The following is a 21,663-nucleotide window of genomic DNA, read 5'->3' as shown; positions in this document are numbered from 1 at the left end:
CTACGCCGATTTCGTGACGAAGCGAATCCGCGCCCACGGAAATTTTCGAATAGTTCTCGAGCGTGATCGAAATGCACCTCGCCCGGCGTCCGTCACGTCGGCTCCGGCTCCTCGCCCGGTGGCAGCCACCACGACGTCTCGCCGTTCAGCGCATGCGGCTTCAACGCCTCGGCGAGTTCGCCGATCCGCGCCTCGAGGTCGCGTCGGATCCGCGCCGGCAGGACATAGACCTCCGGGTCGTCGCGACTCTCCACGAGATGCTCGAGGACCTCGATCTCGAACGCCTCCAGCCGCTCGGTCAGCGCCTCCGGCAGCTTCAGGGCCGCCGGCTCGAACGTCCGATCGGTATCGACGTCGCGCATGGACGCGGTCACGATGTTGGGCGCGAACATCCAACGATGCGGCACCGTCGGATCGACGATCGGCTCCGGAACGTCGCCCCGGATCTCCTCGTCCGCCCCGGCCCCGTCCCAGGCGCGTGCCGTCGCGCTCCATCCGACGATCGCCGCCAGCGCCAGCGACACGAACGCGAGCCCCGCCTCGAACAGCGGCAGAGCCGCGAACCTCACGGCATCGCCGAGCGCGGCCGTGACCACGGCCGCCGTGGCGAGGCACCAGAGCACGAAGGCCACGACCACCCGCCGGCGGCCGAGCGCCTCGTCGTCGTCCTCCGGCGGAAACGCCCGCGCCGCGAAGACGAGCCACGCCGCCTGGACGAGCGCATTGGCGACCATGAGGCCGGGAGCCGCGCGATCGAGCGCCGCGAGGCCCGCCCCGGACGCCAGCGTCAGCACCGCTCCGAGACCGAGGAGACCGGCGCGAATGCGGTCGCGCCGCCGCCACCCACCGCCGAGCGCCGCCAACAGCCGGTCGAACGGCCGCGACCGCCACAAGGCGATCAGGGTCGCCGCGCCGCCCACGATCCAGAAGGCGCCGAGCGCCCGTAGTCCCCATTCGATCATGACGTTCGTCCCGCCGCACGTGCCTCGCGCGACGGGACGATAGGGGAAATCGACGCTGCGACGAAGTGACGAAAGCCGTCACGGAGCCACGAACGAGGCGGGACGCGACGGCATCGCCGATCGTCGCCCCGCCCGTCCCGGTTCACATCGCGTCGGGTCCGCGCGAGATCGCGGCCACGCCCGTGCGCGAATATTCGACGAGGCCGAGCGGCCCCATCAGCCCGACGAATTCGTCGATCTTGTCGGACTTGCCGGTCAGCTCGAACACGAAGCTCTCGGTGTTGGCGTCGACCACGCGGGCGCGGAAGGCGTCGGCCAGACGCAGCGCCTCGACGCGCGCCTCGCCCTTGCCCTTGACCTTGATCAGCGCCAGCTCGCGCGCCAGCACCCGGCCGGTCACGGTCAGATCGACCACCCGGTGGACCGGCACCAGCCGCGCCAACTGGTTCTTGATCTGCTCGATGACCATAGGCGTGCCGGTGGTGACGATGGTGATGCGCGAAAGATGGGCTTCGTGTTCCGTCTCCGAGACCGTCAGGCTCTCGATGTTGTAGCCGCGACCGGAGAAGAGACCGACGACGCGGGCGAGAACGCCCGGTTCGTTGTCGACGATCACCGAGAGCGTGTGGGTTTCGGGCGTCTGGAAGATGTGCTGAGAGGGATAATGCGAGGTGTTCATGGCGAGAACCGTCGTTGTCTGAGAAAACCGGAAACGGAGGAGCGACGGCGCGGGCGATCACCCGCGCCGCGATCGCCTCACACCAACATCTTGCCCTTCTCGTCGATGACCGAGCCGATGTCCTCGACCGCGTCACCGAACAGCATCTCGTTGTGCGCCTTGCCCGACGGGATCATCGGGAAGCAGTTCTCGGCCGGATCGACGATGCAGTCGAAGATCACCGGCTTCGGGCAGTCGATCATCTGCTGGATCGCCGCGTCGAGTTCGGACGGCTTGTCGCAGCGGATGCCGACGCCGCCGAAGGCTTCCGCCAGCTTGACGAAGTCGGGCAGCGCCTCCGAATAGCTCTCCGAATAGCGCCCGCCGTGCAGAAGCTCCTGCCACTGCCGGACCATGCCCATGTAGTGGTTGTTCAGGATGAAGATCTTGATCGGCAGGCGATACTGCACCGCCGTCGACATCTCCTGCATGGTCATCAGCACCGAGGCCTCGCCGGCGATGTCGATGACGAGCGACTTCGGATGCGCCATCTGCACGCCGACCGCCGCCGGAATGCCGTAGCCCATGGTGCCGAGACCGCCCGAGGTCATCCAGCGATTGGGCTCGTCGAACTTGAAGAATTGCGCCGCCCACATCTGGTGCTGACCGACCTCGGTCGTGATGTAGGTGTCGTGCTTCTTCGTCATCTCGTAGAGACGCTGGATCGCGTACTGCGGCTTGATGATCTCGTCGGAGCCCTTGTAGGCGAGGCACTTGCGCGCCTTCCAGGCCTCGATCTTGCCCCACCAGGCCTTCAGCGCCTTCTTGTCGATCTCCGGCTGGGTCTGCTTCCAGACGCGCAGCATGTCCTCGAGCACATGGGCGACGTCGCCGACGATGGCGCAGTCGACCTTGATGATCTTGTTGATCGAGGACGGGTCGATGTCGATGTGGATCTTCTTGGCATGCGGCGCGAAGGCGTCGAGACGGCCGGTGATGCGGTCGTCGAAGCGCGCGCCGACGCAGATGATCAGATCCGACTCGTGCATCGCCATGTTGGCCTCGAGCGTCCCGTGCATGCCCAGCATGCCCAGGAACTGATCGTCCTTGGCGGGATAGGCGCCGAGGCCCATCAGCGTCGAGGTGATCGGATAGCCGGTCGCCTTGACCAGCTCGCGCAGCAGCTGCGAGGCCGCCGGGCCGGAGTTGATGACGCCGCCGCCGGTATAGAAGATCGGCCGATGGGCCTTGCCGATCATCTCGACCGCCTTGCGGATCGCGTCCATGTCGCCCTTGATCTTCGGGCGATAGGTCTTGTGCTGGATGTTCTTCGGGCCGACGTAGGTGCCGGTCGCGAACTGGACGTCCTTCGGAATGTCGATGACGACCGGGCCGGGACGGCCGGACTTGGCGACCAGGAAGGCCTCGTGCAGGATGCGCGGCAGATCCTCGATCCGCTTGACCAGCCAATTGTGCTTGGTGCAGGGCCGGGTGATGCCGACGGTGTCGCACTCCTGGAAGGCGTCCTGACCGATCAGATGGGTCGGAACCTGCCCTGTGATGCAGACCAGCGGGATGGAGTCCATCAACGCGTCGGTGAGGCCGGTGACCGCATTGGTCGCGCCGGGGCCGGAGGTGACGAGGACCGCGCCGACCTTGCCGGTCGACCGCGCGTAGCCCTCGGCGGCATGGACCGCGCCCTGCTCGTGGCGAACCAGAACGTGGCGGATCTTCTCCTGCTTGAAGATCGCGTCGTAGATCGGCAGCACCGATCCGCCGGGATAGCCGAACAGCACCTCGACACCCTGATCCTGCAGGGCCGCGATCACCATTTCCGCTCCGGTCATCTGCCGTGACATGGGGTCTTCTCCGCTCCTCGGCCGCCCGTCCGGGCGCCTCTTCCGATTGTCGATGGTCTGGTTCGGGTAATAAAAAAGGCCCCGGTGGGGGGCCTGGATCCGCGCGCTCGCTCTCGTTCGGGAACCCCTTCAGCGGGTCCCGGCGGCGGCGCGCGATACGAGTACGAGAATGTCGATGCGCGACATGGCGGCGCAGATCCTCTGGTTGGTCGATGGCCGGGACGTTAGCGATCGACTTCCGGCCGGTCAAGTGAGGGTTTTGACGATTTCGCGTCGAACTTCGACGAAATCGTCGCTCACGCCCCTCCCGCGATCACCGCGATCGTCGCCGCGTGGAGATCGGCCGCCTCACCGCGCAGCCACTCGCCCATCCGCCCGCGAAACCACGTCGACTGACGCTTGGCATATTGCCGGGTCTCGACGATGCCGCGCGTCATCCCGTCCTGGAGCGGCAGCCGCCCGGCGGCGACTTGCGCCAGCGCCGCGACCCCGATCGCCCGGCACGCCGGCAGGCGCGGCGACAGGCCTCGCGCCGCGAACGCCGCCGCCTCCTCGATCGCGCCCTCCGCGATCATCAGTCGGAACCGCCGCGCGATCCGCTCGTGGAGCACCGCCCGCTCCGGCTCCAGCACGATCCGCACCGTCTCCTCGCGCGTGAGCAGTGCCGGTGAATGCGGCGCCGCCTGCCAATCGGCGAGCGAGCGTCCGGTCGAGGCGATGACCTCGAGCGCGCGGGTGATGCGCTGCGTGTCCGACGGCCTGAGCCGCTCCGCCATCACCGGATCGAGCCGTTCGAGATCGCGGTGGAGCGCCTCCGCCCCGACCGCGTCGGCGCGCGCGCGCCAATGGGCGCGTACCTCCTCGGCGATCTCCGGCACCGGCGCGAGCCCCTCGAGCAGGCCCTCGAAATAGAGCCCGGTGCCCCCGACCACGATCGGCACCCGTCCCGCGTCCCGGGTCTCCTCGAGCACCGGGCCGACGTCGGCGAGCCACTCGGCGACCGAGAAGGCATGGGCGGGATCGACGTGACCATAGAGCCGATGCGGCGCGCGCGCCTCCTCCGCCGGCGACGGCCGCGCGGTGAGGATGCGCAGCCCATCGTAGATCTGCATCGAGTCGGCGTTGATCACGACCCCGTCGAGCGCCTCGGCGAGGTCGAGCGCCAGCGCCGACTTGCCGCTCGCCGTCGGTCCTGCGATAAGCACCGCGCGCGCGGGCGCCGCCCTCTTCTCGCTCATTCGCCGCCCTCGCTCGTCGCCTCGCCCCGGTCAGGAGCTTGTTCTCGATCATGACTCATGTTGCAACCCTGATCTCCGCGCCGACCACCCCCGCCGTCGACGCGGCGCTGGCCGAGGCCGCCCGCGCCCGGCTCGCCGGCACCGCGATCGACACGCTGGCGAGCGGCATCGCCGCCGACGTCCATTTCCGCGCCGAGCCCGGCACCGAGAAGGCGGTCGCCGAGGACCTGCGGCAGGCACTCGCCGCCTCGGTCGACGTGGTGGTGCAGAGGATCGGCGCCCGCGCCAAGGGCCTGCTGATCGCCGACATGGATTCCACCATGATCGGCCAGGAATGCATCGACGAACTCGCCGCCGAACTGGGGCTGAAGGAGAAGATCGCGGCGATCACCGAACGCGCCATGCGCGGCGAGATCGCCTTCGAGCCGGCTCTCCGGGAACGTGTCGGCCTCCTCGCCGGACTGCCGGCGAGTGTCGTCGCCAAGGTCATCGCCGAGCGGATCCGCATCACCCCCGGCGCCATCGAGCTGGTGCGCACCATGCGGGCGAACGGCGCCTATACCGCGCTCGTCTCCGGCGGCTTCACCGTCTTCACCGGCCCGATCTCCAAGATGATCGGCTTTCACGAGCACCGTTCGAACCTTCTGATCGAGGCGGACGGCAAGCTCGCCGGCACCGTCGCCGAGCCGATCCTCGGCCAGGACGCCAAGAAGGCCTCGCTCCTCGAGCTGGCGGCGGAAAAGAAGGTGCCGATGGACCTGACCCTCGCGGTCGGCGACGGCGCCAACGACCTCGCCATGATCGAGGCCTCCGGCCTCGGCGTCGCCTATCACGCCAAGCCCAAGGTGGCCGCCGCCGCCCACGCCCGCATCGACCACGGCGATCTGACCGCTCTGCTCTACCTCCAGGGCTATCGGCGCAGCGAATTCGTGGCCGATTGAGACGACGCGGAAAGTCTCGACTCTGCGCCGGGTTCGGCTTCGCCCTGAGGCGCACGGTCGAAGACCGGGCCTCGAAGGGCGAAGCCTCGACGGGGCCGTGCCCTTCGGCCCTTGGCCCTTGGCCCTTCGAGGCGAGCTCACGCTCGCACCTCAGGGTGAAGGACCTCCGCTCGACGTCGAATGGGTCGGGACCTCACGCCCTCGACAGGAGACGGTGCCCCGCTCCGGCTCGGACTCCGAAAAACGACGACGGCGCCGGATCGCTCCGGCGCCGTCCGATCTCGTCACGCGCGAAAGAGCCTCACTCGGCCGAGGCGAGCGTCACGAAGCGCATTTCGCCCTCGGCGGAGGCGATCAGCAGGAGCGCCCGCTTGCGGCCGTCCTTCTTCAGCGCCTCGAACTTCTTGACGACGTCCTCGGGGCTCGCGACCTCCTCCTGGCCGACCTCGAGGATGACCTCGCCCGGCTGGATCCGCTTTTCCGCCGCCGCCGAACCCGGCGCGACCTCGGTCACCACCACGCCCTTGGCGACCTGATCCTTGATCTTGAACTTCGCCCGCGCCTCCGCGTCGAGCGGCGCCAGCGTCGCGCCAGCGACGGTCTTGGTGGTGGGCACCACCGAGTCGGGCTTGGTGCCGGGCTTGTCGGCGGCCGCGAGCTTCTCGCCCTCCTCGAGCCGGCCGAGCGCCACCTTGACGGTGACCTCCTTGCCCTTCCGGAGCACCACCACCTCGACCGACTTGTCGATCGGCGTGTCGGCGACCATGCGCGGCAACTCGCGCACGTTGGGCACGTCCTTGCCGTCGAATTTGACGATGACGTCGCCGGCCTGGATCCCCGCCTTGTCGGCCGGGCCCTTCTCGGAGATGCCCGCGACCAGCGCGCCCTTGGCCTCCTTCAGGCCGAGGCTCTCCGCGATGTCGTCGGAAACACCCTGAATGCGCACGCCGAGCCAGCCGCGCCGGGTCTCGCCATACTGCTTCAGCTGCTCCACCACCGCCGCCGCGGTCTTCGAGGGCACCGCGAAGCCGATGCCGATCGAGCCGCCGGTCGGCGAGATGATCGCCGTGTTGATGCCGATCACGTCGCCGTACATGTCGAACAGCGGGCCGCCCGAGTTGCCCTTGTTGATGGCCGCGTCGGTCTGGATGTAGTTGTCGTAGGGGCCGGAATTGATGTCGCGATTGCGCGCCGAGACGATGCCGACCGTCACCGTGCCGCCGAAGCCGAACGGATTGCCGATCGCCATCACCCAGTCGCCGACCCGCGCCTTGTCGCTGTCGCCGAACTTGACCGCCGTCAGCGGCTTCAGCGGCTTGACGCGCAGCAGCGCCAGATCGGTCTTCTTGTCGCGCCCGACCAGTTCCGCCTTCAGCTTGGTGCCGTCGGTGAAGTTGGCGGTGATCTCGTCGGCGCCGTCGATGACGTGATTGTTGGTGACGATCAGGCCGGAGGCGTCGATCACGAAGCCCGAGCCGAGCGACTGGATCTTGCGCGGCGCGCCGCCGTTCTTGCCCATCTGGTTCTTGAAGAACTCGTCGAAGAACTCCTGCAAGGGCGATCCGTCCGGCGCCTTGGGGATCTGGATCGGCCGTTCCGCCGCCACCGTCTGAGTGGTCGAGATGTTGACCACCGCGCCGGAGAGCGCGTCGGCGAGATCGGCGACCGAAGCCGGGCCGTGCCGGGTCGGCTGCGACGCCGCCGCCGAGGGGGCCACCGGGGCCGAGAGCGGCGCCGTCGCGGTCTGGGCGAAGGCGGTGCCGGCGACGAGCGTCGCCGCCAGCGTCGCGCCGAGAAGAAGACGCGTCCGCGCCAGGGTCGAACCGGAGGGGGCAGGCATCGTCATCGGGACGTCGGTCCTTCTCGTTTACCGGCCGCTCCGCGTGGCGCCGGTCCGGGTGGTGTCTTCGCACGTCGACACAAACGACGGAATGGGGCGGAACCATGCCCGCCCCGTCTCGCCTCGCGGCGATGTGATCCGACGACCTCGGGCCTCAGCCGCGCACCCACCACACGACGGCCACTCCGGCCGCCACCGCGAGCACGCCACCGATCCTGAGCGCCCCGTCGTCGAGCGTCTGCGCCGCCTCGAACATCCGCTTCAGGGCGCCCGGGGCGAGCGCGTAGAGCACCCCCTCGAACACCAGCAGCAGCCCGAGCGCCGCCAGAAAGTCGCGCGTGCCCGGGCCCGCCGTCACCTCACTTGGCCCCCGCGCTCGTTCCGCCCTTCGGGTCGGTCAGGTAGCGGAAGAAGTCGGACGAGTTCGGCGACAGGAGAACCCGGGTGTCCGAGCCCTTCATCGACGCCTCGTAGGCCTGCATCGAGCGATAGAAGGCGAAGAAATCGGGGTCCTTGCCGAAGGCGTCGGCGAAGATCTTGATGCGCTCGGCATCGCCCTCGCCGCGAACCCGTTCCGCGTCGCGGTTCGCCTCCGCCAGAAGGATCTCCTTCTCGGCCTCGGCCTTGGCGCGGATGCGGCTCGATTCCTCCGCGCCCTTGGCGCGCAGCTCGGTCGCCTCGCGCTGACGCTCGGTCTGCATCCGCTGGAACACCGCCTCGGAGTTCTTCTGCGGCAGATCGGCGCGGCGCAGCTTGACGTCGACGATCTTGACGCCGATGCCCTTGGCCTCGCCGTCGACCTGGGTGCGGATCTTGTCCATCAGCCCGGCGCGGTCGTCCCGCACCACCTCGAAGAAGGTCGCGTCGGCCAGAACCGCGCGCACCGCCGAGGAGACGAAGGTGTTGAGGCGCTGATTGCCGCCCTGGATCGTCCGGACCGACTGGTAGAACTGCACCGGATCGATGATGCGGTAGCGCGCGAAGGCGTCGACCACCAGCCGCTTCTTGTCGGAGGCGATCAGCTCCTGCGGGTTGAGGTCGATGTCGAGGATCCGCTTGTCGAGATATTCGACGTTCTGGATGAAGGGAATCTTGAAGTAGATGCCCGGCTCGACGACCGCCCGCTTGACCTGACCGAACTGCAGCACGAGGACCTGCATGGTCGGCGTGACGACGAAGGCGACGCCGGTGACGAAGGCGATCACCACCGCCGCGGCGACGGCGAAGAGCCCGATGAATCCGTTCTTCATCACTGACCTCCGGTGCCGGTACGCGGCTGGGCCTTACGGCCGATCTGATCGAGCGGCAGATAGGGCAGGACCGATCCCTCGCCCTTGCCCTGATCGACGATGACCTTGTCCATCCCGCCGAACACCCGCTCCATCGTCTCGAGATAGAGCCGTTCGCGCGTCACGTCGGGAGCGAGCTTGTATTCCGTCAGCACCGCCGAGAAGCGGTCGGCCTGACCGCGCGCCTCTTCCACGGTGCGCTGGCGATAGGCCTGCGCCTGGGCGGTGATCGCCGCCGCCTGACCGCGCGCTTCCGGCACGATCTTGTTGGCGTAGGAGCGCGCCTCGTTCTGCAGACGCACCGCGTCGATGCTCGCCGCCTGGACGTCGCGGAAGGAGTCGATCACCTGCACCGGCGGGTTGGCGCCGTTGCCGTTGATGTTGACGAGGCGGATCTCGATGCCGGCGCCGTAGGAATCGAGCGCCTTCTGCATCAGCCGCCGCACCTCGTTCTGCACCACCACCTGGTTCTCGGTGAGCAGATAGTCGAGCGTGTTGCGGCCGACCACCTCGCGCATCGAACTCTCGGCGACCGCCTTCACGGTGGCCTCCGGGTTCTGGATGTTGAAGAGATAGGCGGTCGCGTCCTTGACGTCCCATTGCACCTTGAACGAGACGTCGATCATGTTCTCGTCGCCGGTCAGCATCAGGCTCTCGTCGCTGCCGTCACGCGGCGACAGGCTGCGCACGCCGTCGCCGTCGCGCTGGCCGACGGAGAGCTCGCGCACCGCCAGGACCTTCGGCGTGTAGACCTGCCCGATCGGGTACGGGAAATTGTAGTTGAGGCCCGGCGTCGTCTGCGACACCACCTTGCCCAGCACCAGCTCGACGCCGAGCTCGTCCGGCTCGACCCGGTAGAACCCGGTCGCCAGCCACAGCGCGAGCGCCGCGACCGCGCCGAGGCCGAGGCCCTTGAGGCCGATCCCGCCGAGACCGCCACCGCCCGAGCCGCCGCCGCTGCCCGGCAGCCAGCTGCGCAGCTGTTCCTGGCTCCGTCGCAGGAGTTCCTCGAGATCGGGGGGCTGATTGCCGCCGCCACCGGAAGGTCCGCGCGGCGGTTGACCCCATGGGCCGCCGCCGCCGCCCTTCCATCCGCCGCCGCTTCCGCCGCCGCCGTTCTGGTTGCTCCAAGGCATGTCTTTTCCTTTGTCGGATGACGGGTTCCACGGCACGAGGAACCGTGGGCCCGAGACGTGTCGCGCCGTAGCACTCCCCGTTTTATAGGTATCGCGACCGGGCGTTTCAACGCGACCGCTGGAAAGAAAGCCGAAATCGAATCGCGATCGCGACTTCAGGCCGCGCCACGCCGCCGCAGCGTGACGAAGTCGAAGTCGGCGTCGTCGCGCTCCGTGCGCGTCCCCGCGACCCGCGCGGTCTCGACCCAGGTGCCCGCGTCGAGCGCGGGAAAGAGCACCGCCCCCTCGACCGGCGGATCGAGCCGCACCTCGGTCAGCTCGACCCGATCGCAGAGCGGCAGCGCCTGGGCGTAGATCTCGCCGCCGCCGACGATCGCGACCCCGTCGACCCCGTCCCGCGCCGCGATCGCCCGGCCCCGCGCGATCGCCGCCTCGAGCGAGGCGACGACCTCCGTGCCCTCGGCCGCAAAGCCCGGCTCGCGACTGACGACCAGCGTGGTCCGGCCCGGCAGCGCCCGGCCGATCGAGGCCCAGGTCCGCCGCCCCATGATCATCGGCCGCCCGAGCGTCGCCGCCTTGAAGTGCTTCAGGTCGGAGGGGATGTGCCAGGGCAGCGTCCCGCCACGGCCGATCACCCGATTGCGGGCCGCCGCCACGACACAGAAGAGTTCGACCCCGCTCATGTGCCCGCCTCCGCCAACCGGACGAGCGCGTCGCCGTCGACGCGCATCACCGTCCATTCGTCCATCGGCCGCGCCCCGAGCCCGCGATAGAAGTCGATCGAGGGCGTGTTCCAGTCGAGCACCCACCATTGCAGCCGCCCGAGCCCCTCCGCGACGCAACGCCGCGCCAGATGCGCCAGCAAGGCCTTGCCGTACCCGCGCCCGCGCGCCTCCGGGAGAACGAAGAGATCTTCCAGATAGATCCCGTGTTTCCCCTCGAAAGTCGAGAAATTGTAGAACCACAGGGCGAAGCCGACCGGCCGCCCCGCCTCCTCGATCAGATCGCAGAAGGCGCGTGGGTGCTCGCCGAACAGCGCCGCGTCGATCATCGCCTCGGTCGCGGTCACCTCGTGCTCGAGCTTCTCGTAGACCGCGAGCGCCCGAATGAAGGAGAGCACCACCCCCGCCTCGCCGGGCCGCGCCGGCCGGATCACGCCCCCACTCATACGATCCCCGCTCATACCGCCACCGGCGCTTTGATGTGGGGATGGGGATCGTAACCCTCGAGCCGGAAATGCTCGAAGCGGAAGTCGAAGATGTCGGAGATCCCCGGATCGATCGCCATCGTCGGCAGCGGCCGTGTCTCGCGCGTGAGCTGCGTCTCCACCTGATCGAGATGGTTCAGATAGAGATGGGCGTCGCCGAAGGAATGGACGAAGTCGCCGGCCTTCAGGCCCGTCGCCTGCGCCATCATCATCGTCAGCAGCGCGTAGGAGGCGATGTTGAAGGGCACGCCCAGGAAGACGTCGGCCGAGCGCTGATAGAGCTGGCAGGAGAGCCGGCCGTCGGCGACGTAGAACTGGAACAGGAGATGGCACGGCGGCAGCTTCATGCGCGGAATGTCGGCCGGGTTCCATGCCGAGACGATCAGGCGGCGGCTGTCGGGATTGCGGCGGATCTCGTTCTGGACCCAGGCGATCTGATCGATCGTGCCGCCGTCGGGCTTCGGCCACGAGCGCCACTGGTGGCCGTAGACCGGCCCGAGATCGCCGTTTTCGTCGGCCCACTCGTCCCAGATCGAAACGCCGTTGTCCTTCAGATATTTGATGTTGGTGTCGCCGGCCAGGAACCACAGCAGTTCGTGGATGATCGACTTCAGATGCAGCTTCTTGGTGGTGAGCACCGGGAAGCCGTCGGCGAGATCGAAACGCATCTGATGGCCGAAGACGGAGCGCGTGCCGGTGCCGGTGCGGTCGGTCTTGGTGGCGCCCTCGTCGCGGATCCGCCGCATCAGATCGAGATAGGCTCGCATCGATTTCCCTCTCCGCTCTCGACTCGCCCCTCGGCGAAGCGCGAGCATGGGACCGCCCCGCCCGTCGCGCAACGCTTCCCCTGCCCTACTCGCGCCGCGATGACCGTTCAACCGAGGACCTCGCCGTGGTCCCCGACTTTTCACACCCGATGGAGGCCCTCATGCGTCCCGCGTCCCCCCGGCTCGCCCCCGCCCGCATCGCGCACGTCGCCCTGTGGACCCCCGACCTCGACGCCTCCGTCGCCTTCTGGGCCCGCCATTTCGCCGCCGCCGTCGGCGAGGAATACGTCAGCCGCAATCGCCCGGGCTTCCGCTCGCGCTTCGTCCGCCTCGCCGAGGGCCCGGCGCTCGAGTTGATGACCGGACCCTGGCTCGACGGCGATCGCGCCGACCCGGCCGAGCGGATCGGCTGGACCCATGTGGCGATCGATCTCGGCTCGCGCGAGGCGGTCGACACGCTCGCCGCGACACTGGCCGCCGAGGGCGCGCTGGTCTCGCCGCCGCGCACCACCGGCGACGGCTATTACGAGGCGGTGATCCGCTCGCCCGAGGGCGCCCTGATCGAGATCGTCGGCTGAGCCGCCCGGCTCACTCCGCCGCCTCGCGTTCCGGCAACATCCCCTCTTCGATCTCGAAGGAGGAGACGATGTGGCCGGCGAGCGCGTCGACCGCCGCCCCGGCCGCGCGCGCCGAACGGATCATCTGGATCTCATAGTGACCGATCGGCGGCAGGACCCGCTCGTCGATCGGCACCAACTCGCCGTCGATGACGCTCGACGGCAACGGCGCCACCGCGAGGTCGGCGAGCACCGCCGCCATCTGCCCGACGTAGTGCTGGCTCGAATAGGCGACCCGGTAGGCGACCCCGAGCCGGTCGAGCACGTCCATCGCCCGCGTCCGCCACGAGCAGGTCGTGCCGGAGACGGCGAGCGGCAGCGGCCGGCGCTCGTGCGCCTCGCCGTAGCGCACCCCCGCCCAGACGAGCTTCTCGCGATGGACGATGGTGCCGCTCGTCGGCAGGGTGCAACCGAGACCGGAGCTGATCAGAGCGATGTCGATCTGATCCTCGTCGAGCCGCTGCGCCAATTCGGTCGACGGCCGGCACACCACGTCGACCTGCACCAGCGGATGGCTCGCCGCGAACCGCGCCAGGATCTTCGGCAGGAACTTGGTGGCATAGTCGTCGGGCGTGCCGAGCCGCACCATGCCGGCGGTGTCGGCGCAGCGAAAGCGCGCCAACGCCTCCTCGTTGAGCCTGAGGATCCGCCGGGCGTAGCCGAGGAGATCGTCGCCGGCCTCGGTGAAGACCACCGTGCGCCCGTCCTTGGCGAAGAGCGGGCGGCCGACGATCTCCTCGAGCCGCTTCATCTGCATGGAGACCGCCGAGGGCGTGCGGAACACCGCCTGCGCGGCACGGCTGAACGAGCCCGTGCGCGCGATCGCCGCGAAGGTCTTGAGGAGATCGATCTCGAGCGAGGCCGCCCCGGTGAAGCTCGCCCCCTGCTCACTGCCCACGTCGGTCATCGCGCCCTCCGGACAATTCAGAAAACCTGATGCGTGACGTTAGATCTTTTCGATTGTCTGATCAATCCATCTCCCACAGAGTGATCCTCGCGAGATGCGTTTCTCGCCCCCACCGACGAAGACGTGATCACCCGGAAGGCCGCGCGAGAGCCGGTTTCCGGCAACGGGAGACCATCGCCATGCGTGAAGCCGCTCTGACCCTCGCCCGTGGACGCGACGATTTCGCGCCCTCCCTCGCCGCCCGGGCGATCGCCGCCCTGCGCGAACTCCCGGCCCTGATCCGGCGGCGCAACGCCGCCGCCCGTGCCCTCGCTCATCTCGAGCGCCTCGACGCCGACCGCCTCGCCGACATCGGCCTGGTGCCGGGAGATCTCGACCCGCGCGCGGCCGTCGCCGATCCGCTCGCCGAGACCCGCCGTCTGGCGCGCGCGGCGCGCGCCCGGATCCTGCGCGATCGCTGGGTGATCGATTGACCGGAGCGGCGCATCCGCTGTGGGCGATTTTTCGCCGGGGCCTTTTCGTCGCGGCCCCGGCCCCCTATATTGGCTCTGCCGTCGCAAGACGGATATGGCGATAAACGAACTGTGTAATAAGCCTATCGGACCCGGGGGCAGTACCCGGCGCCTCCACCCGAGCCCACCGGCACATCGCCGATGGGCTCCGGCGGGGGCGAACCAGGATCGACGAGGGTCTAAAGACTGGTCTTTCGCCCGGCATGATACCGCCGTCATCGGGTCAAAATTATAGTTGCCAACGACAACTATGCTCCGGTTGCAGTGGCCGCGTGAGCGGTTTCTGACTCCGGTCAAAAAGTCCTGACGTGTAGCAGCGTCTAGGCGGGGTTCGAGGGCACCTGGCAACAGAAGCCCTCACTTCCTCCCTTTCCGCCCGTGTCCGACACGCCTTCGTGGTCATCGGCCTTCGCTTGGGCTAAACAGAAGGGAGCGACTCTTCCGTGCGACCCGTGAGCGAACGACCATGACGCAGGATCTCATCCGTTACGACGTGCTGGTGCAGGAGGCGCTTCGAGGCGTCGTCCGCAAGGTCATGGGCGAGATCGCCAAGACCGGCCTGCCCGGCGAACACCATTTCTACGTGTCCTTCGACACGCGCCATCCCGGCGTGCGCCTGTCCGGCCGCCTGCGCCAGCGCTACCCGACCGAGATGACCGTGGTGCTCCAGCACCAGTACTGGGACCTCGAGGTCACCGATCAATATTTCGAGGTGAATCTCTCCTTCTCCGGCATCCCCGAGCGCATGCACGTGCCGTTCAACGCGGTGAAGGGCTTCGTCGACCCCTCCGTCGAATTCGGCCTGCAGTTCGAGGTGATCACCGAGGGCACCGAAGCCGCCGAGGCCGTCTCCGACGGCCCCCGCCTGGTGCCGACCGAACCCTCGATCATTCCGATCCAGCCCACCCCGGACGTCGCGACCGAAGCCGCCGCCGAACCGGACGCGAGCCCCGCCGAACCGGCCGAGGAGCCCCCCGCCCCCGACACGGGTGCGACGGTCGTCTCGCTCGACAAGTTCCGGAAGAAGTGATCTCCTGGGTACCGTGAGGCGGCCATGACCGAGATCCTGTCGCTCTCCAAGGCTCGCAAGACCCGCGCACGGGCGGAGGATCGCCGACGCGCGGAAGAAAATCGCGTGAAATTCGGCCGAACCCGGGCCGAGCGCGACACTGTCGAGCTGACGAGCACCCTCGATCGCCGCCGCCTCGAAGCCCACCGTCGCGACGAGATCCCTCCGTCGGAGGAGACCGATACGCCGCACGGGTGAAGTCCGAGGAGGCCACCATGGACAAGCGTTCCATGACCATTGCCGGCCACCGCACCTCGGTCGCCCTCGAGCCGGAGTTCTGGGCGGCGCTCGAAGCGCTCGCCACGGAACGGTCCCTGCCCCTCGCGGCCCTGGTCGCCGAAATCGACGGCGCCCGCACCCCCGACCGCAATCTCGCATCCGCCATCCGCGTCGCGGTTCTCGCCCATCTCTCCCGAAAGACGCGCGCCGGCTGATCCTCACGGGATCGTCGGCGCCCCGGGGCGCTCGCCCCCGCCCGCCGGGATCCCCGGTGGCGGGCTCGACGCCTCGGTGGGAGCCACGGGCGTGATCCGCATCGGCGCCAGCGACGGCGCCGCCGCTCCCGGCGCGGCGGGCGCGCCGGAGGGAGCCGGTGTCGAAGGCGACGGCCGCGCCTGAACGGCGCCCGGCGCGGTGGGCGCCGGAGCCGGGGCCGTCGGCCGGATCGCCCCGAGCGGCGCGACCGTCGGAGAGGGCGGCGCCTGTGTCCGCGCCGCTTCCGCCGCCTTCGCCGCCGCTTCCGCTGCCCTCGCCGCTTCCGCCGCCCGGGCCGCTTCGGCGGCCTTCGCCGCCGCTTCCGCCTCGCGCGCGCGCCGCTTCTCCTCGATCCGCTTGAGGATGGTGGAGAAGCGCAGACGTTCGACCCGGTCCTGCCGCAGGGCCTCCGCCGCCTCGATCTCCCGTTCCAGCCGATAGAGCGACAGGAACGCCGTGAGGCTGGTCGTATCGAAGGCGAGATGCGGCGTCTCCCAGGTCCCCGACAGCGCCAGATCGAGCGACGGCGTCGCATGCGACACCGCCGTCGTCCGGCGCAGATCGCCCTCGCCGACGGGTTCGATCGTCATCAGCCCGTCGAGCGTGCCGGCGACCGGATCGATCGTCGCCCGCCCCGAGAGCCGCCCGCCGTCGAGCGCGGCCTGAAAGCGCGGGATCTGGATCACGCCCTTGTCGACGAGCACCGGCACGTCGATCGCCGGCAGGGCCGTCGTCCGCCCCGCCATCGCCCGCACCACCCGCTCCGCCGGAGCCTCCGCCTCCCCCGCCGGGGCCCTCAGCGCGTCGACCGCGACCCCGTCGAGCCGACCGTCGTCGAACCGCACGTGACCGCTGCCGGCCAGCGACGCCATCGTGGCGGCGCGATCGGTGCCGTCCGCCTCGAAGACCACGTCGCCGGAGAGCCGCCCCTGGAGGCCCGGACGCCCGGCCTCCGGCGCGATCGCGAGCGGAACCCCCTTCGCCTCCAGCCGTCCCGAGACCAGCGTCCGCGTCGCCTCGGGGCGCCGCGCGCGGATCTCGCCGCCGATCGCCGCCGCCCCGACCCGCGCCGAGAGATCGATCAGGCGCGCCGCTCCCGGCTCGCCGATCGCCCGCCCGGCGACGGCCGTCGCGACCGGGATCTCGTCGTCGTCGAGCCGATCGATCGTCGTCGCCAGATCGAAGTCGATGCCGATCGAGAGCGCGGTGCCGGCGAGCACCGCCAGATCGGCCCGATCGAGCCCGAGCCGGCCCGTCGCCTTGGGTCGCGGCCCGGCGAGCGCCAACGCGCCCGAGGCCGTCAGCCGCGTCTCGGCGATGGTGCCGGAGAGATCGGCGACCCGCCAATCGTCGCCCCAGCCCGCCGCCGTCACCTTCAGATCGACCGGAAGCCGCCGCTCGAAGGCGAGCCCCGGCCGTCCCGCGAGCCCGGCGAGGAACCCGACGTCGGGCGCCGCGAGTTTCGCCTCGAACGCCGCCTTCGCCGGCCCTTCGTCGGGCCGCGACAGGGTACCGGCGACCTCCGCCCGGCGCCCGCCGAGCCCGGCCCGCAGCGCGAAGGCGATACCGTCGCTCGCCCGGCCGCGGATCGTGCCGCTCAGGACCGACGCCTCCCCCGGCTTCGCGTCGAGGAGACGGGCTGCGGCGGGTGTCAGCTTGGCCCCGGCGAGGTTCGCCTCGGCCTCGATCCGGCCATGGGCGAGATCGTCGAGCCGCCCGGTCCAGGTGCCGCCGACCGCGAGCGTGCCACCGGCCGCGCGGCCGTCGATGCCGAGACGAAGCGCCTCGCCACCGCCCGCCAGCGTCAATTTGAGATCGAGCGGCCCCGCCGCCGCGCCGATCGCCTCGGCCGCCGCCGCCGCTTCCGCCGAGATCAGGCCGGCGAGCGCCTTGGCCGCCGCCGCCGGGCGTTCCGAGGCGACGGCGAGGTCGAGCGACCCGCTCGGCGCGCTCCACGCCGAGGCGATCCGGCCCGAGCCCTCGATCCGCGCGCCGGCGAGATCGGCGACGCTCAGCCGATCGATCGCCACCGTGTCGCCGGTGAGCCGCAGCGCCAGCCGCGCGCCCTCCGCCCGCGCCGCGCCGAGATCGACCACCCGCATGTCGAGGTCGAGATCCAGCCCGCGCCCGATCGCCGAGGAGACGCCGAGGCGCCGGCCGAGCCGCGCCAACCGCGCGCCGTCGAGCCGGTCGGCCGAAAGCCCGAGCCGCAGCGCGCCGTCGGCCCGCTTCTCGACCCGTCCGCGCGCCCGCGCGCCGGCGAGCGTCACCGCCAGATCCGGGCCGAAGAACCCGTCGCGCGAGAGCGAGAAGCCACCGTCGAGCGTCAAAGCGCCGATCGCCGCCTCGCCCGCCGGCTCGCCCGACCACCACGCGGCCAGGGTTTCCGGCGCGCCGATCGCGATCGACCCGCGCCCGTCGAGCGTCGCCCCCTCGGCGAGGCCGATCCGCCCGGCGAGATCGAGCCGAGTCTCGCCGGGAAGGCGCGCCGCCAGCCGATCGAGGGTCCATCCGCCGGGCCGCGCCCGCGCCTCCAGCGCCACGTCGGAGACGAGCCCGCCCGCCACCGCGACCGAGCCGAGCGAGAGCGAGACGCGGGTGGCGCGCGGAAGCGCCAGCCGGCCGACACCGCCGCGCACGCCCTCGCCGAGCCCGGCGAGCCTGGCTCCCGCGCCACCGGGCGCCGGGGCGGTTCCGTCGAGATCGAGCCGCTTGGCGGAGAGATCGACGTCGAGCGTCGTCGCGGCGGCGAACCGGGCGGTCGCCCGCCCCTCGAACCGCGCGCCCTCGACCGCGTCGCCGATCACCACCGCGAGATCGGTGAGCCGCACCCCGTCCGGATCGAGCGCCATCGCCGCCGTCGCGGTGATCGGCAGGGCCGTGTCGTCGCGCTTCTCCACCGTAATCGGACCGGCGACACCGGGCTTGGTCGCGGGATCGCCGGCGGTGAGATCGCCCGAGACGGTCACCCCGAGGTCCGGCAGTGAGAGCACGGTCCGCAACTGCCGCGCCTCGCCGCTGCCGCGCGCCGCCAACCGGAGGCTCAGCGCCCGGCCCTGCGACTGACCGGCGACGTCGAGCCGCCACGACCCGCCGAGGCTCTCCACCGAGCCCGATCCCTCGAGCCGGGTCGCGGTCCACTCCGTGCCGGAACGCAGATCGGTGAGCCGCGCCCGGCCGTCGACGAAGCGGATCGCCTCGATGTGCACGTCGGTGAGATCGGCGCCGTGCTCGGGCAGGCCGACGATGCGGCCGTCGGTCTCGATGGTGAGATCGACGGCTGGACGATCGAGCACGAGATCGGACACCCGCGTCTCGCCCCGGAGCAGCCCGGCCACGTCGAGATCGAGGTCGAAACGGCCGACCCGCGCCACCGGACGGGCGAGATCGCCGACGACGACGTCACCGAAACGCACGCGCGGGCTCGGCAGGAGGCGCGCGTCGACGTCGCCGAGCACCCGCACCGGCAGACCGACGATCCGGCTCGCCTCCGCCTCGAACACCGCCCGATGGGTGCCCCAATCGACGAAGAGCGGCCCGACCAGCGCCGTCACCAACGCCAGGATGATCGCGACGCCGACACCGATGTAGAGCGAATTCAACGCGCCCTCCGTCCTGTCCGCCGCCGGCCCCGGCTCATCGGATCGCGACGATCTTGCCGGGATTGAGGATGCCCTTGGGATCGAGCGCCCGCTTGATCGTCGCCATCATGTCGAGGGCGGCGGCGCCGTGTTCGGCCTCGAGATATTTCATCTTGCCCTGACCGACGCCGTGCTCGCCGGAGGCGGTGCCCTCCATGGCGAGCGTGCGCTCGACCAGCCGCCCGACGAAGGCCTTGACCCGCGCCACCTCGTCCGCGTCGGCGGGATCGAACAGCGGCAGCGTGTGGAAGTTGCCGTCGCCGACGTGACCGACGATCGGCGCGACGAGGCCGGTCGCCTCGATGTCGGCCTTGGTCTCGGCGATGCACTCGGCGAGCCGCGAGATCGGCACGCAGACGTCGGAGGAGAAGGTCTGACAGCCGGGGCGCAGCGCCAGCCCCGCCCAATAGGCGTCGTGGCGCGCCGCCCAGAGCTTCGAGCGCTCCTCCGGCTTCGTCGTCCAGGTGAACGGTCCGCCGCCGAGATCCTCGGCGATCTCGCCGAAGCGGGTCGATTGTTCGGCGACCCACGCCTCGGTGCCGTGGAACTCGACGAGCAGCAGCGGCGTCTCCGGCAGATCGAGCTTCGAATAGAGATTGCAGGCGCGCACCTGCACCTCGTCGAGCAACTCGATGCGCGCGACCGGGATCCCCGACTGGATCGTCAGGATCACCGCGTCGGCCGCCGCCTGCACGCTCGGGAAGGGACAGATGCCGCCGGAAATCGCCTCGGGAATGCCGGAGAGACGGATGGTCAGCTCGGTGATGATGCCGAGCGTGCCTTCCGAGCCGACGAAGAGCCGGGTGAGATCGTAGCCGGTCGAGGACTTCTTGGCCCGGCGCGAGGTGGTGACGACCTCGCCGGTGGCGGTGACGGCGCGCAGCGCCAGCACGTTGTCCTTCATGGTGCCGTAGCGCACCGCGTTGGTGCCGGAGGCGCGCGTCGCCGCCATGCCGCCGAGGGTTGCGTCGGCGCCGGGATCGATCGGGAAGAAGAGGCCGGTGTCGCGCAGCTGCTCGTTCAGCGCCTTGCGGCGAATGCCGGGCTGCACCACCACGTCGAGATCGTCCGGATGGACCGCGACGATCGCGTCCATCGCCGAGACGTCGACCGAGATGCCGCCGTAGGGCGCGTTGAGATGCCCCTCGAGCGAGGTCCCCGCCCCGAACGGCACCAGCGGACAGTCGTTCGCCGCGGCGATCCGCACGATCTCCTGCACCTCCGCCTCGCTCTTTGCGAAGACCACCGCGTCGGGGGCCTGATTGGCGATCCAGGTGAGCGTGTGACCGTGTTGCTCGCGCATCGACGCCGACGTCGAGACCCGCTCGCCGAAGCGTTCGATCAATCGCTCGATCGTCGCCGCGATTCCGGCCTCGTTGCGCGTCCGCTCACTCATGCTCGCCTCTCCCCATGGAAAACTCGGAGCCGGACCCTAGCAGCCCGCAGGGCTCCGGAGAAGTCGAGGCGAGGCGCCTCAGCTCTTCGAAGACCATGCCGCCACCCGCCGCGACAACCACGGCCCGATCCCCACCAGAACGAAGAACCGCACCGCCTGCAGGGCCAGGACGAAGGAGACGTCCACCGGGGTCGAGGCGGCGATGATCGCCACCGTGTCCATGCCGCCCGGCGAGGTCGCGAGATAGGCGGTCAGCGGATCGACCCCGAGCCGCTCGACCAGCACCACCGACAGACCCGCCGCCACCGCCATCAGGAACAGGATCGACAGGACGATCCACGGCAGCGCCCGCGCCGCGTGCGCCACCGCCGACCGGGTGAAGCCGAGCCCGATCGTCCAGCCGACCCCGGCATAGGCGGCGATCAGCAGCCAGGTCGGCAGATCGAACACGAAGACGTCGGCGCCGTGCAGCACCGCCCCGGCGAGGAGCGGCCCGAGCATCGCGCCCGACGGAATCCGCGAGACGATGCCGAGCCCGGCCGCGACCGCGACGATCGCCAGTGTCAGCGCCAGGGGCCCGGGATGGAGCGGCGGAAAGATCACCGGCGGCGGCGGCATCGCCTCGACGCCGATCCACAGCCGCGCCGTCACCGAGGCCCCGGAGGCCACGAACAACACCCTGAGATATTGCATGAAGGCGACCAGCGACACGTCGGCGCCGTGCGCCGCCGCCTGGATCACCATCGCCGAGGCGGCGCCCGGCGAGGCGCCCCACACCCCGGTCGTCCCCGGCAACACCCCGAATCGCGACAAGAGAAAGCCCGAGAGGCCCGCCGCCGCCACGATCACCGCCACGGTGCCGAGAAGGATCGGCCAATCCGCGCGGAACGTCGCGACGATCGACGGCGTCAACGCCGAGCCCAACATCGCCCCGACCACCGCCTGCGAGGCGAGAAAGGCCGGACGCGGCACCTTCGGCGCCATCTCGGCGAGCCGCACGAGAATGCCCGCCACCAGCGGCCCGATCAGGAACGCGGCCGGCAGGCGCATCTCCTCGAGCCCCCACGCGAGGAGGAGCGACAGCGCGGCGAGCAGGGCCCACCGCATCACCCGAACCGTCGCCTCGCTCGATCGCATCGCCCCTCGCCTT

21 protein-coding genes and 1 other RNA gene are annotated in these 21,663 nt (G+C 70.1%); 7 read left to right on the top strand and 15 right to left on the bottom strand.

What is annotated here, in order from left to right:
* Positions 1-92 precede the first annotated feature (92 nt).
* The 4 genes from J3S89_RS13785 to miaA form a co-directional block, all read right to left on the bottom strand.
* On the bottom strand, positions 93-962 hold the full coding sequence (locus tag J3S89_RS13785) for a hypothetical protein (RefSeq protein WP_217928187.1): 870 nt from the start codon (positions 960-962) through the stop codon (positions 93-95).
* Positions 963-1,104: 142 nt separating this feature from the next.
* Positions 1,105-1,641: an acetolactate synthase small subunit gene (gene ilvN / locus J3S89_RS13780; protein WP_217928186.1), complete on the bottom strand. Its 537-nt coding sequence runs from the start codon at positions 1,639-1,641 to the stop codon at positions 1,105-1,107.
* Positions 1,642-1,718: 77 nt separating this feature from the next.
* Positions 1,719-3,479 (bottom strand): acetolactate synthase 3 large subunit, encoded by a 1,761-nt coding sequence (locus tag J3S89_RS13775; RefSeq protein WP_217928185.1) that lies wholly within the window; start codon positions 3,477-3,479, stop codon positions 1,719-1,721.
* A 296-nt stretch (positions 3,480-3,775) separates the two neighbouring features.
* Positions 3,776-4,717 carry a tRNA (adenosine(37)-N6)-dimethylallyltransferase MiaA gene (gene miaA / locus J3S89_RS13770; protein ID WP_217928184.1) on the bottom strand — a complete coding sequence of 314 codons (942 nt, stop codon included), beginning with the start codon at positions 4,715-4,717 and terminating at the stop codon, positions 3,776-3,778.
* 50 nt (positions 4,718-4,767) lie between these two features.
* Between miaA and serB the strand changes: the two genes are divergently transcribed.
* The gene (serB, locus tag J3S89_RS13765; RefSeq protein ID WP_217928183.1) at positions 4,768-5,658 is read left to right on the top strand and encodes a phosphoserine phosphatase SerB; all 891 of its coding nucleotides are present in this window, start codon (positions 4,768-4,770) and stop codon (positions 5,656-5,658) included.
* Positions 5,659-5,959: 301 nt separating this feature from the next.
* Here the strand turns inward: serB and J3S89_RS13760 are convergent, their stop codons facing one another.
* The 7 genes from J3S89_RS13760 to J3S89_RS13730 form a co-directional block, all read right to left on the bottom strand.
* Complete coding sequence (locus tag J3S89_RS13760; protein ID WP_217928468.1) at positions 5,960-7,498, bottom strand: DegQ family serine endoprotease; 1,539 nt, start codon at positions 7,496-7,498, stop codon at positions 5,960-5,962.
* Between the two features lie 154 nt (positions 7,499-7,652).
* Positions 7,653-7,856 (bottom strand): DUF2065 domain-containing protein, encoded by a 204-nt coding sequence (locus J3S89_RS13755; RefSeq protein ID WP_217928182.1) that lies wholly within the window; start codon positions 7,854-7,856, stop codon positions 7,653-7,655.
* 1 nt (position 7,857) lies between these two features.
* Positions 7,858-8,748, bottom strand: a complete 891-nt coding sequence (gene hflC, locus J3S89_RS13750; RefSeq protein ID WP_217928181.1) for a protease modulator HflC — start codon at positions 8,746-8,748, stop codon at positions 7,858-7,860.
* A complete protein-coding gene (gene hflK / locus J3S89_RS13745; RefSeq protein WP_217928180.1) occupies positions 8,748-9,923 on the bottom strand; it encodes an FtsH protease activity modulator HflK in 1,176 nt (391 codons plus the stop codon). The genes hflC and hflK overlap by 1 nt, the downstream gene beginning before the upstream one ends.
* A gap of 155 nt (positions 9,924-10,078) precedes the next feature.
* Positions 10,079-10,606 (bottom strand): dihydrofolate reductase, encoded by a 528-nt coding sequence (locus tag J3S89_RS13740; protein ID WP_217928178.1) that lies wholly within the window; start codon positions 10,604-10,606, stop codon positions 10,079-10,081.
* A complete protein-coding gene (locus tag J3S89_RS13735; RefSeq protein ID WP_420801315.1) occupies positions 10,603-11,106 on the bottom strand; it encodes a GNAT family N-acetyltransferase in 504 nt (167 codons plus the stop codon). The genes J3S89_RS13740 and J3S89_RS13735 overlap by 4 nt, the downstream gene beginning before the upstream one ends.
* A complete protein-coding gene (locus J3S89_RS13730; protein ID WP_217928177.1) occupies positions 11,103-11,897 on the bottom strand; it encodes a thymidylate synthase in 795 nt (264 codons plus the stop codon). The genes J3S89_RS13735 and J3S89_RS13730 overlap by 4 nt, the downstream gene beginning before the upstream one ends.
* A gap of 161 nt (positions 11,898-12,058) precedes the next feature.
* On the opposite strand from J3S89_RS13730, the gene J3S89_RS13725 reads away from it, so the two are divergent.
* Positions 12,059-12,475: a VOC family protein gene (locus tag J3S89_RS13725; RefSeq protein WP_217928176.1), complete on the top strand. Its 417-nt coding sequence runs from the start codon at positions 12,059-12,061 to the stop codon at positions 12,473-12,475.
* A gap of 10 nt (positions 12,476-12,485) precedes the next feature.
* Here J3S89_RS13725 and J3S89_RS13720 read toward each other — a convergent pair whose 3' ends face one another.
* Entirely contained in the window at positions 12,486-13,421 is a 936-nt protein-coding gene (locus tag J3S89_RS13720; RefSeq protein ID WP_217928175.1) for a LysR substrate-binding domain-containing protein, read from the bottom strand.
* Between the two features lie 179 nt (positions 13,422-13,600).
* Here J3S89_RS13720 and J3S89_RS13715 point away from each other — a divergent pair, with 179 nt between their 5' ends.
* From J3S89_RS13715 to J3S89_RS13695, 5 genes are all read left to right on the top strand, one after another.
* Entirely contained in the window at positions 13,601-13,894 is a 294-nt protein-coding gene (locus J3S89_RS13715; RefSeq protein ID WP_217928174.1) for a YjiS-like domain-containing protein, read from the top strand.
* Positions 13,895-13,932: 38 nt separating this feature from the next.
* Positions 13,933-14,295, top strand: a transfer-messenger RNA (tmRNA) gene (gene ssrA, locus J3S89_RS13710).
* Between the two features lie 104 nt (positions 14,296-14,399).
* The gene (locus J3S89_RS13705; RefSeq protein ID WP_217928173.1) at positions 14,400-14,963 is read left to right on the top strand and encodes an SspB family protein; all 564 of its coding nucleotides are present in this window, start codon (positions 14,400-14,402) and stop codon (positions 14,961-14,963) included.
* A 24-nt stretch (positions 14,964-14,987) separates the two neighbouring features.
* On the top strand, positions 14,988-15,200 hold the full coding sequence (locus tag J3S89_RS13700; RefSeq protein ID WP_217928172.1) for a DUF4169 family protein: 213 nt from the start codon (positions 14,988-14,990) through the stop codon (positions 15,198-15,200).
* Positions 15,201-15,217: 17 nt separating this feature from the next.
* Entirely contained in the window at positions 15,218-15,436 is a 219-nt protein-coding gene (locus tag J3S89_RS13695; protein WP_217928170.1) for a ribbon-helix-helix domain-containing protein, read from the top strand.
* 3 nt (positions 15,437-15,439) lie between these two features.
* Here the strand turns inward: J3S89_RS13695 and J3S89_RS13690 are convergent, their stop codons facing one another.
* The 3 genes from J3S89_RS13690 to J3S89_RS13680 form a co-directional block, all read right to left on the bottom strand.
* A complete protein-coding gene (locus tag J3S89_RS13690; RefSeq protein WP_217928169.1) occupies positions 15,440-19,078 on the bottom strand; it encodes an AsmA family protein in 3,639 nt (1,212 codons plus the stop codon).
* Positions 19,079-19,112: 34 nt separating this feature from the next.
* Positions 19,113-20,513 (bottom strand): FAD-binding oxidoreductase, encoded by a 1,401-nt coding sequence (locus J3S89_RS13685; protein ID WP_217928168.1) that lies wholly within the window; start codon positions 20,511-20,513, stop codon positions 19,113-19,115.
* A 78-nt stretch (positions 20,514-20,591) separates the two neighbouring features.
* Positions 20,592-21,650 (bottom strand): AbrB family transcriptional regulator, encoded by a 1,059-nt coding sequence (locus J3S89_RS13680; protein WP_217928167.1) that lies wholly within the window; start codon positions 21,648-21,650, stop codon positions 20,592-20,594.
* Positions 21,651-21,663: the final 13 nt, after the last annotated feature.

This window comes from Pinisolibacter aquiterrae, from assembly GCF_019160155.1.
In the GTDB taxonomy this organism is placed as follows: domain Bacteria; phylum Pseudomonadota; class Alphaproteobacteria; order Rhizobiales; family Ancalomicrobiaceae; genus Pinisolibacter; species Pinisolibacter aquiterrae.
This window is presented reverse-complemented; position numbering and strand designations above follow the sequence as displayed.

Coding starts and splice junctions, on each gene's coding strand:
- J3S89_RS13695 (WP_217928170.1), top strand. CDS start 15,218: ATGGACAAGCGTTCCATGACCATTGCCGGCCACCGCACCTCGGTCGCC.
- J3S89_RS13705 (WP_217928173.1), top strand. CDS start 14,400: ATGACGCAGGATCTCATCCGTTACGACGTGCTGGTGCAGGAGGCGCTT.
- J3S89_RS13740 (WP_217928178.1), bottom strand. CDS start 10,606: ATGAGCGGGGTCGAACTCTTCTGTGTCGTGGCGGCGGCCCGCAATCGG.
- J3S89_RS13760 (WP_217928468.1), bottom strand. CDS start 7,498: ATGCCTGCCCCCTCCGGTTCGACCCTGGCGCGGACGCGTCTTCTTCTC.
- miaA (WP_217928184.1), bottom strand. CDS start 4,717: ATGAGCGAGAAGAGGGCGGCGCCCGCGCGCGCGGTGCTTATCGCAGGA.
- J3S89_RS13785 (WP_217928187.1), bottom strand. CDS start 962: ATGATCGAATGGGGACTACGGGCGCTCGGCGCCTTCTGGATCGTGGGC.
- J3S89_RS13680 (WP_217928167.1), bottom strand. CDS start 21,650: ATGCGATCGAGCGAGGCGACGGTTCGGGTGATGCGGTGGGCCCTGCTC.
- J3S89_RS13775 (WP_217928185.1), bottom strand. CDS start 3,479: ATGTCACGGCAGATGACCGGAGCGGAAATGGTGATCGCGGCCCTGCAG.
- J3S89_RS13730 (WP_217928177.1), bottom strand. CDS start 11,897: ATGCGAGCCTATCTCGATCTGATGCGGCGGATCCGCGACGAGGGCGCC.
- J3S89_RS13700 (WP_217928172.1), top strand. CDS start 14,988: ATGACCGAGATCCTGTCGCTCTCCAAGGCTCGCAAGACCCGCGCACGG.
- J3S89_RS13725 (WP_217928176.1), top strand. CDS start 12,059: ATGCGTCCCGCGTCCCCCCGGCTCGCCCCCGCCCGCATCGCGCACGTC.
- serB (WP_217928183.1), top strand. CDS start 4,768: ATGACTCATGTTGCAACCCTGATCTCCGCGCCGACCACCCCCGCCGTC.
- J3S89_RS13685 (WP_217928168.1), bottom strand. CDS start 20,513: ATGAGTGAGCGGACGCGCAACGAGGCCGGAATCGCGGCGACGATCGAG.
- J3S89_RS13715 (WP_217928174.1), top strand. CDS start 13,601: ATGCGTGAAGCCGCTCTGACCCTCGCCCGTGGACGCGACGATTTCGCG.
- J3S89_RS13735 (WP_420801315.1), bottom strand. CDS start 11,106: ATGAGCGGGGATCGTATGAGTGGGGGCGTGATCCGGCCGGCGCGGCCC.
- ilvN (WP_217928186.1), bottom strand. CDS start 1,641: ATGAACACCTCGCATTATCCCTCTCAGCACATCTTCCAGACGCCCGAA.
- J3S89_RS13720 (WP_217928175.1), bottom strand. CDS start 13,421: ATGACCGACGTGGGCAGTGAGCAGGGGGCGAGCTTCACCGGGGCGGCC.
- hflK (WP_217928180.1), bottom strand. CDS start 9,923: ATGCCTTGGAGCAACCAGAACGGCGGCGGCGGAAGCGGCGGCGGATGG.
- hflC (WP_217928181.1), bottom strand. CDS start 8,748: ATGAAGAACGGATTCATCGGGCTCTTCGCCGTCGCCGCGGCGGTGGTG.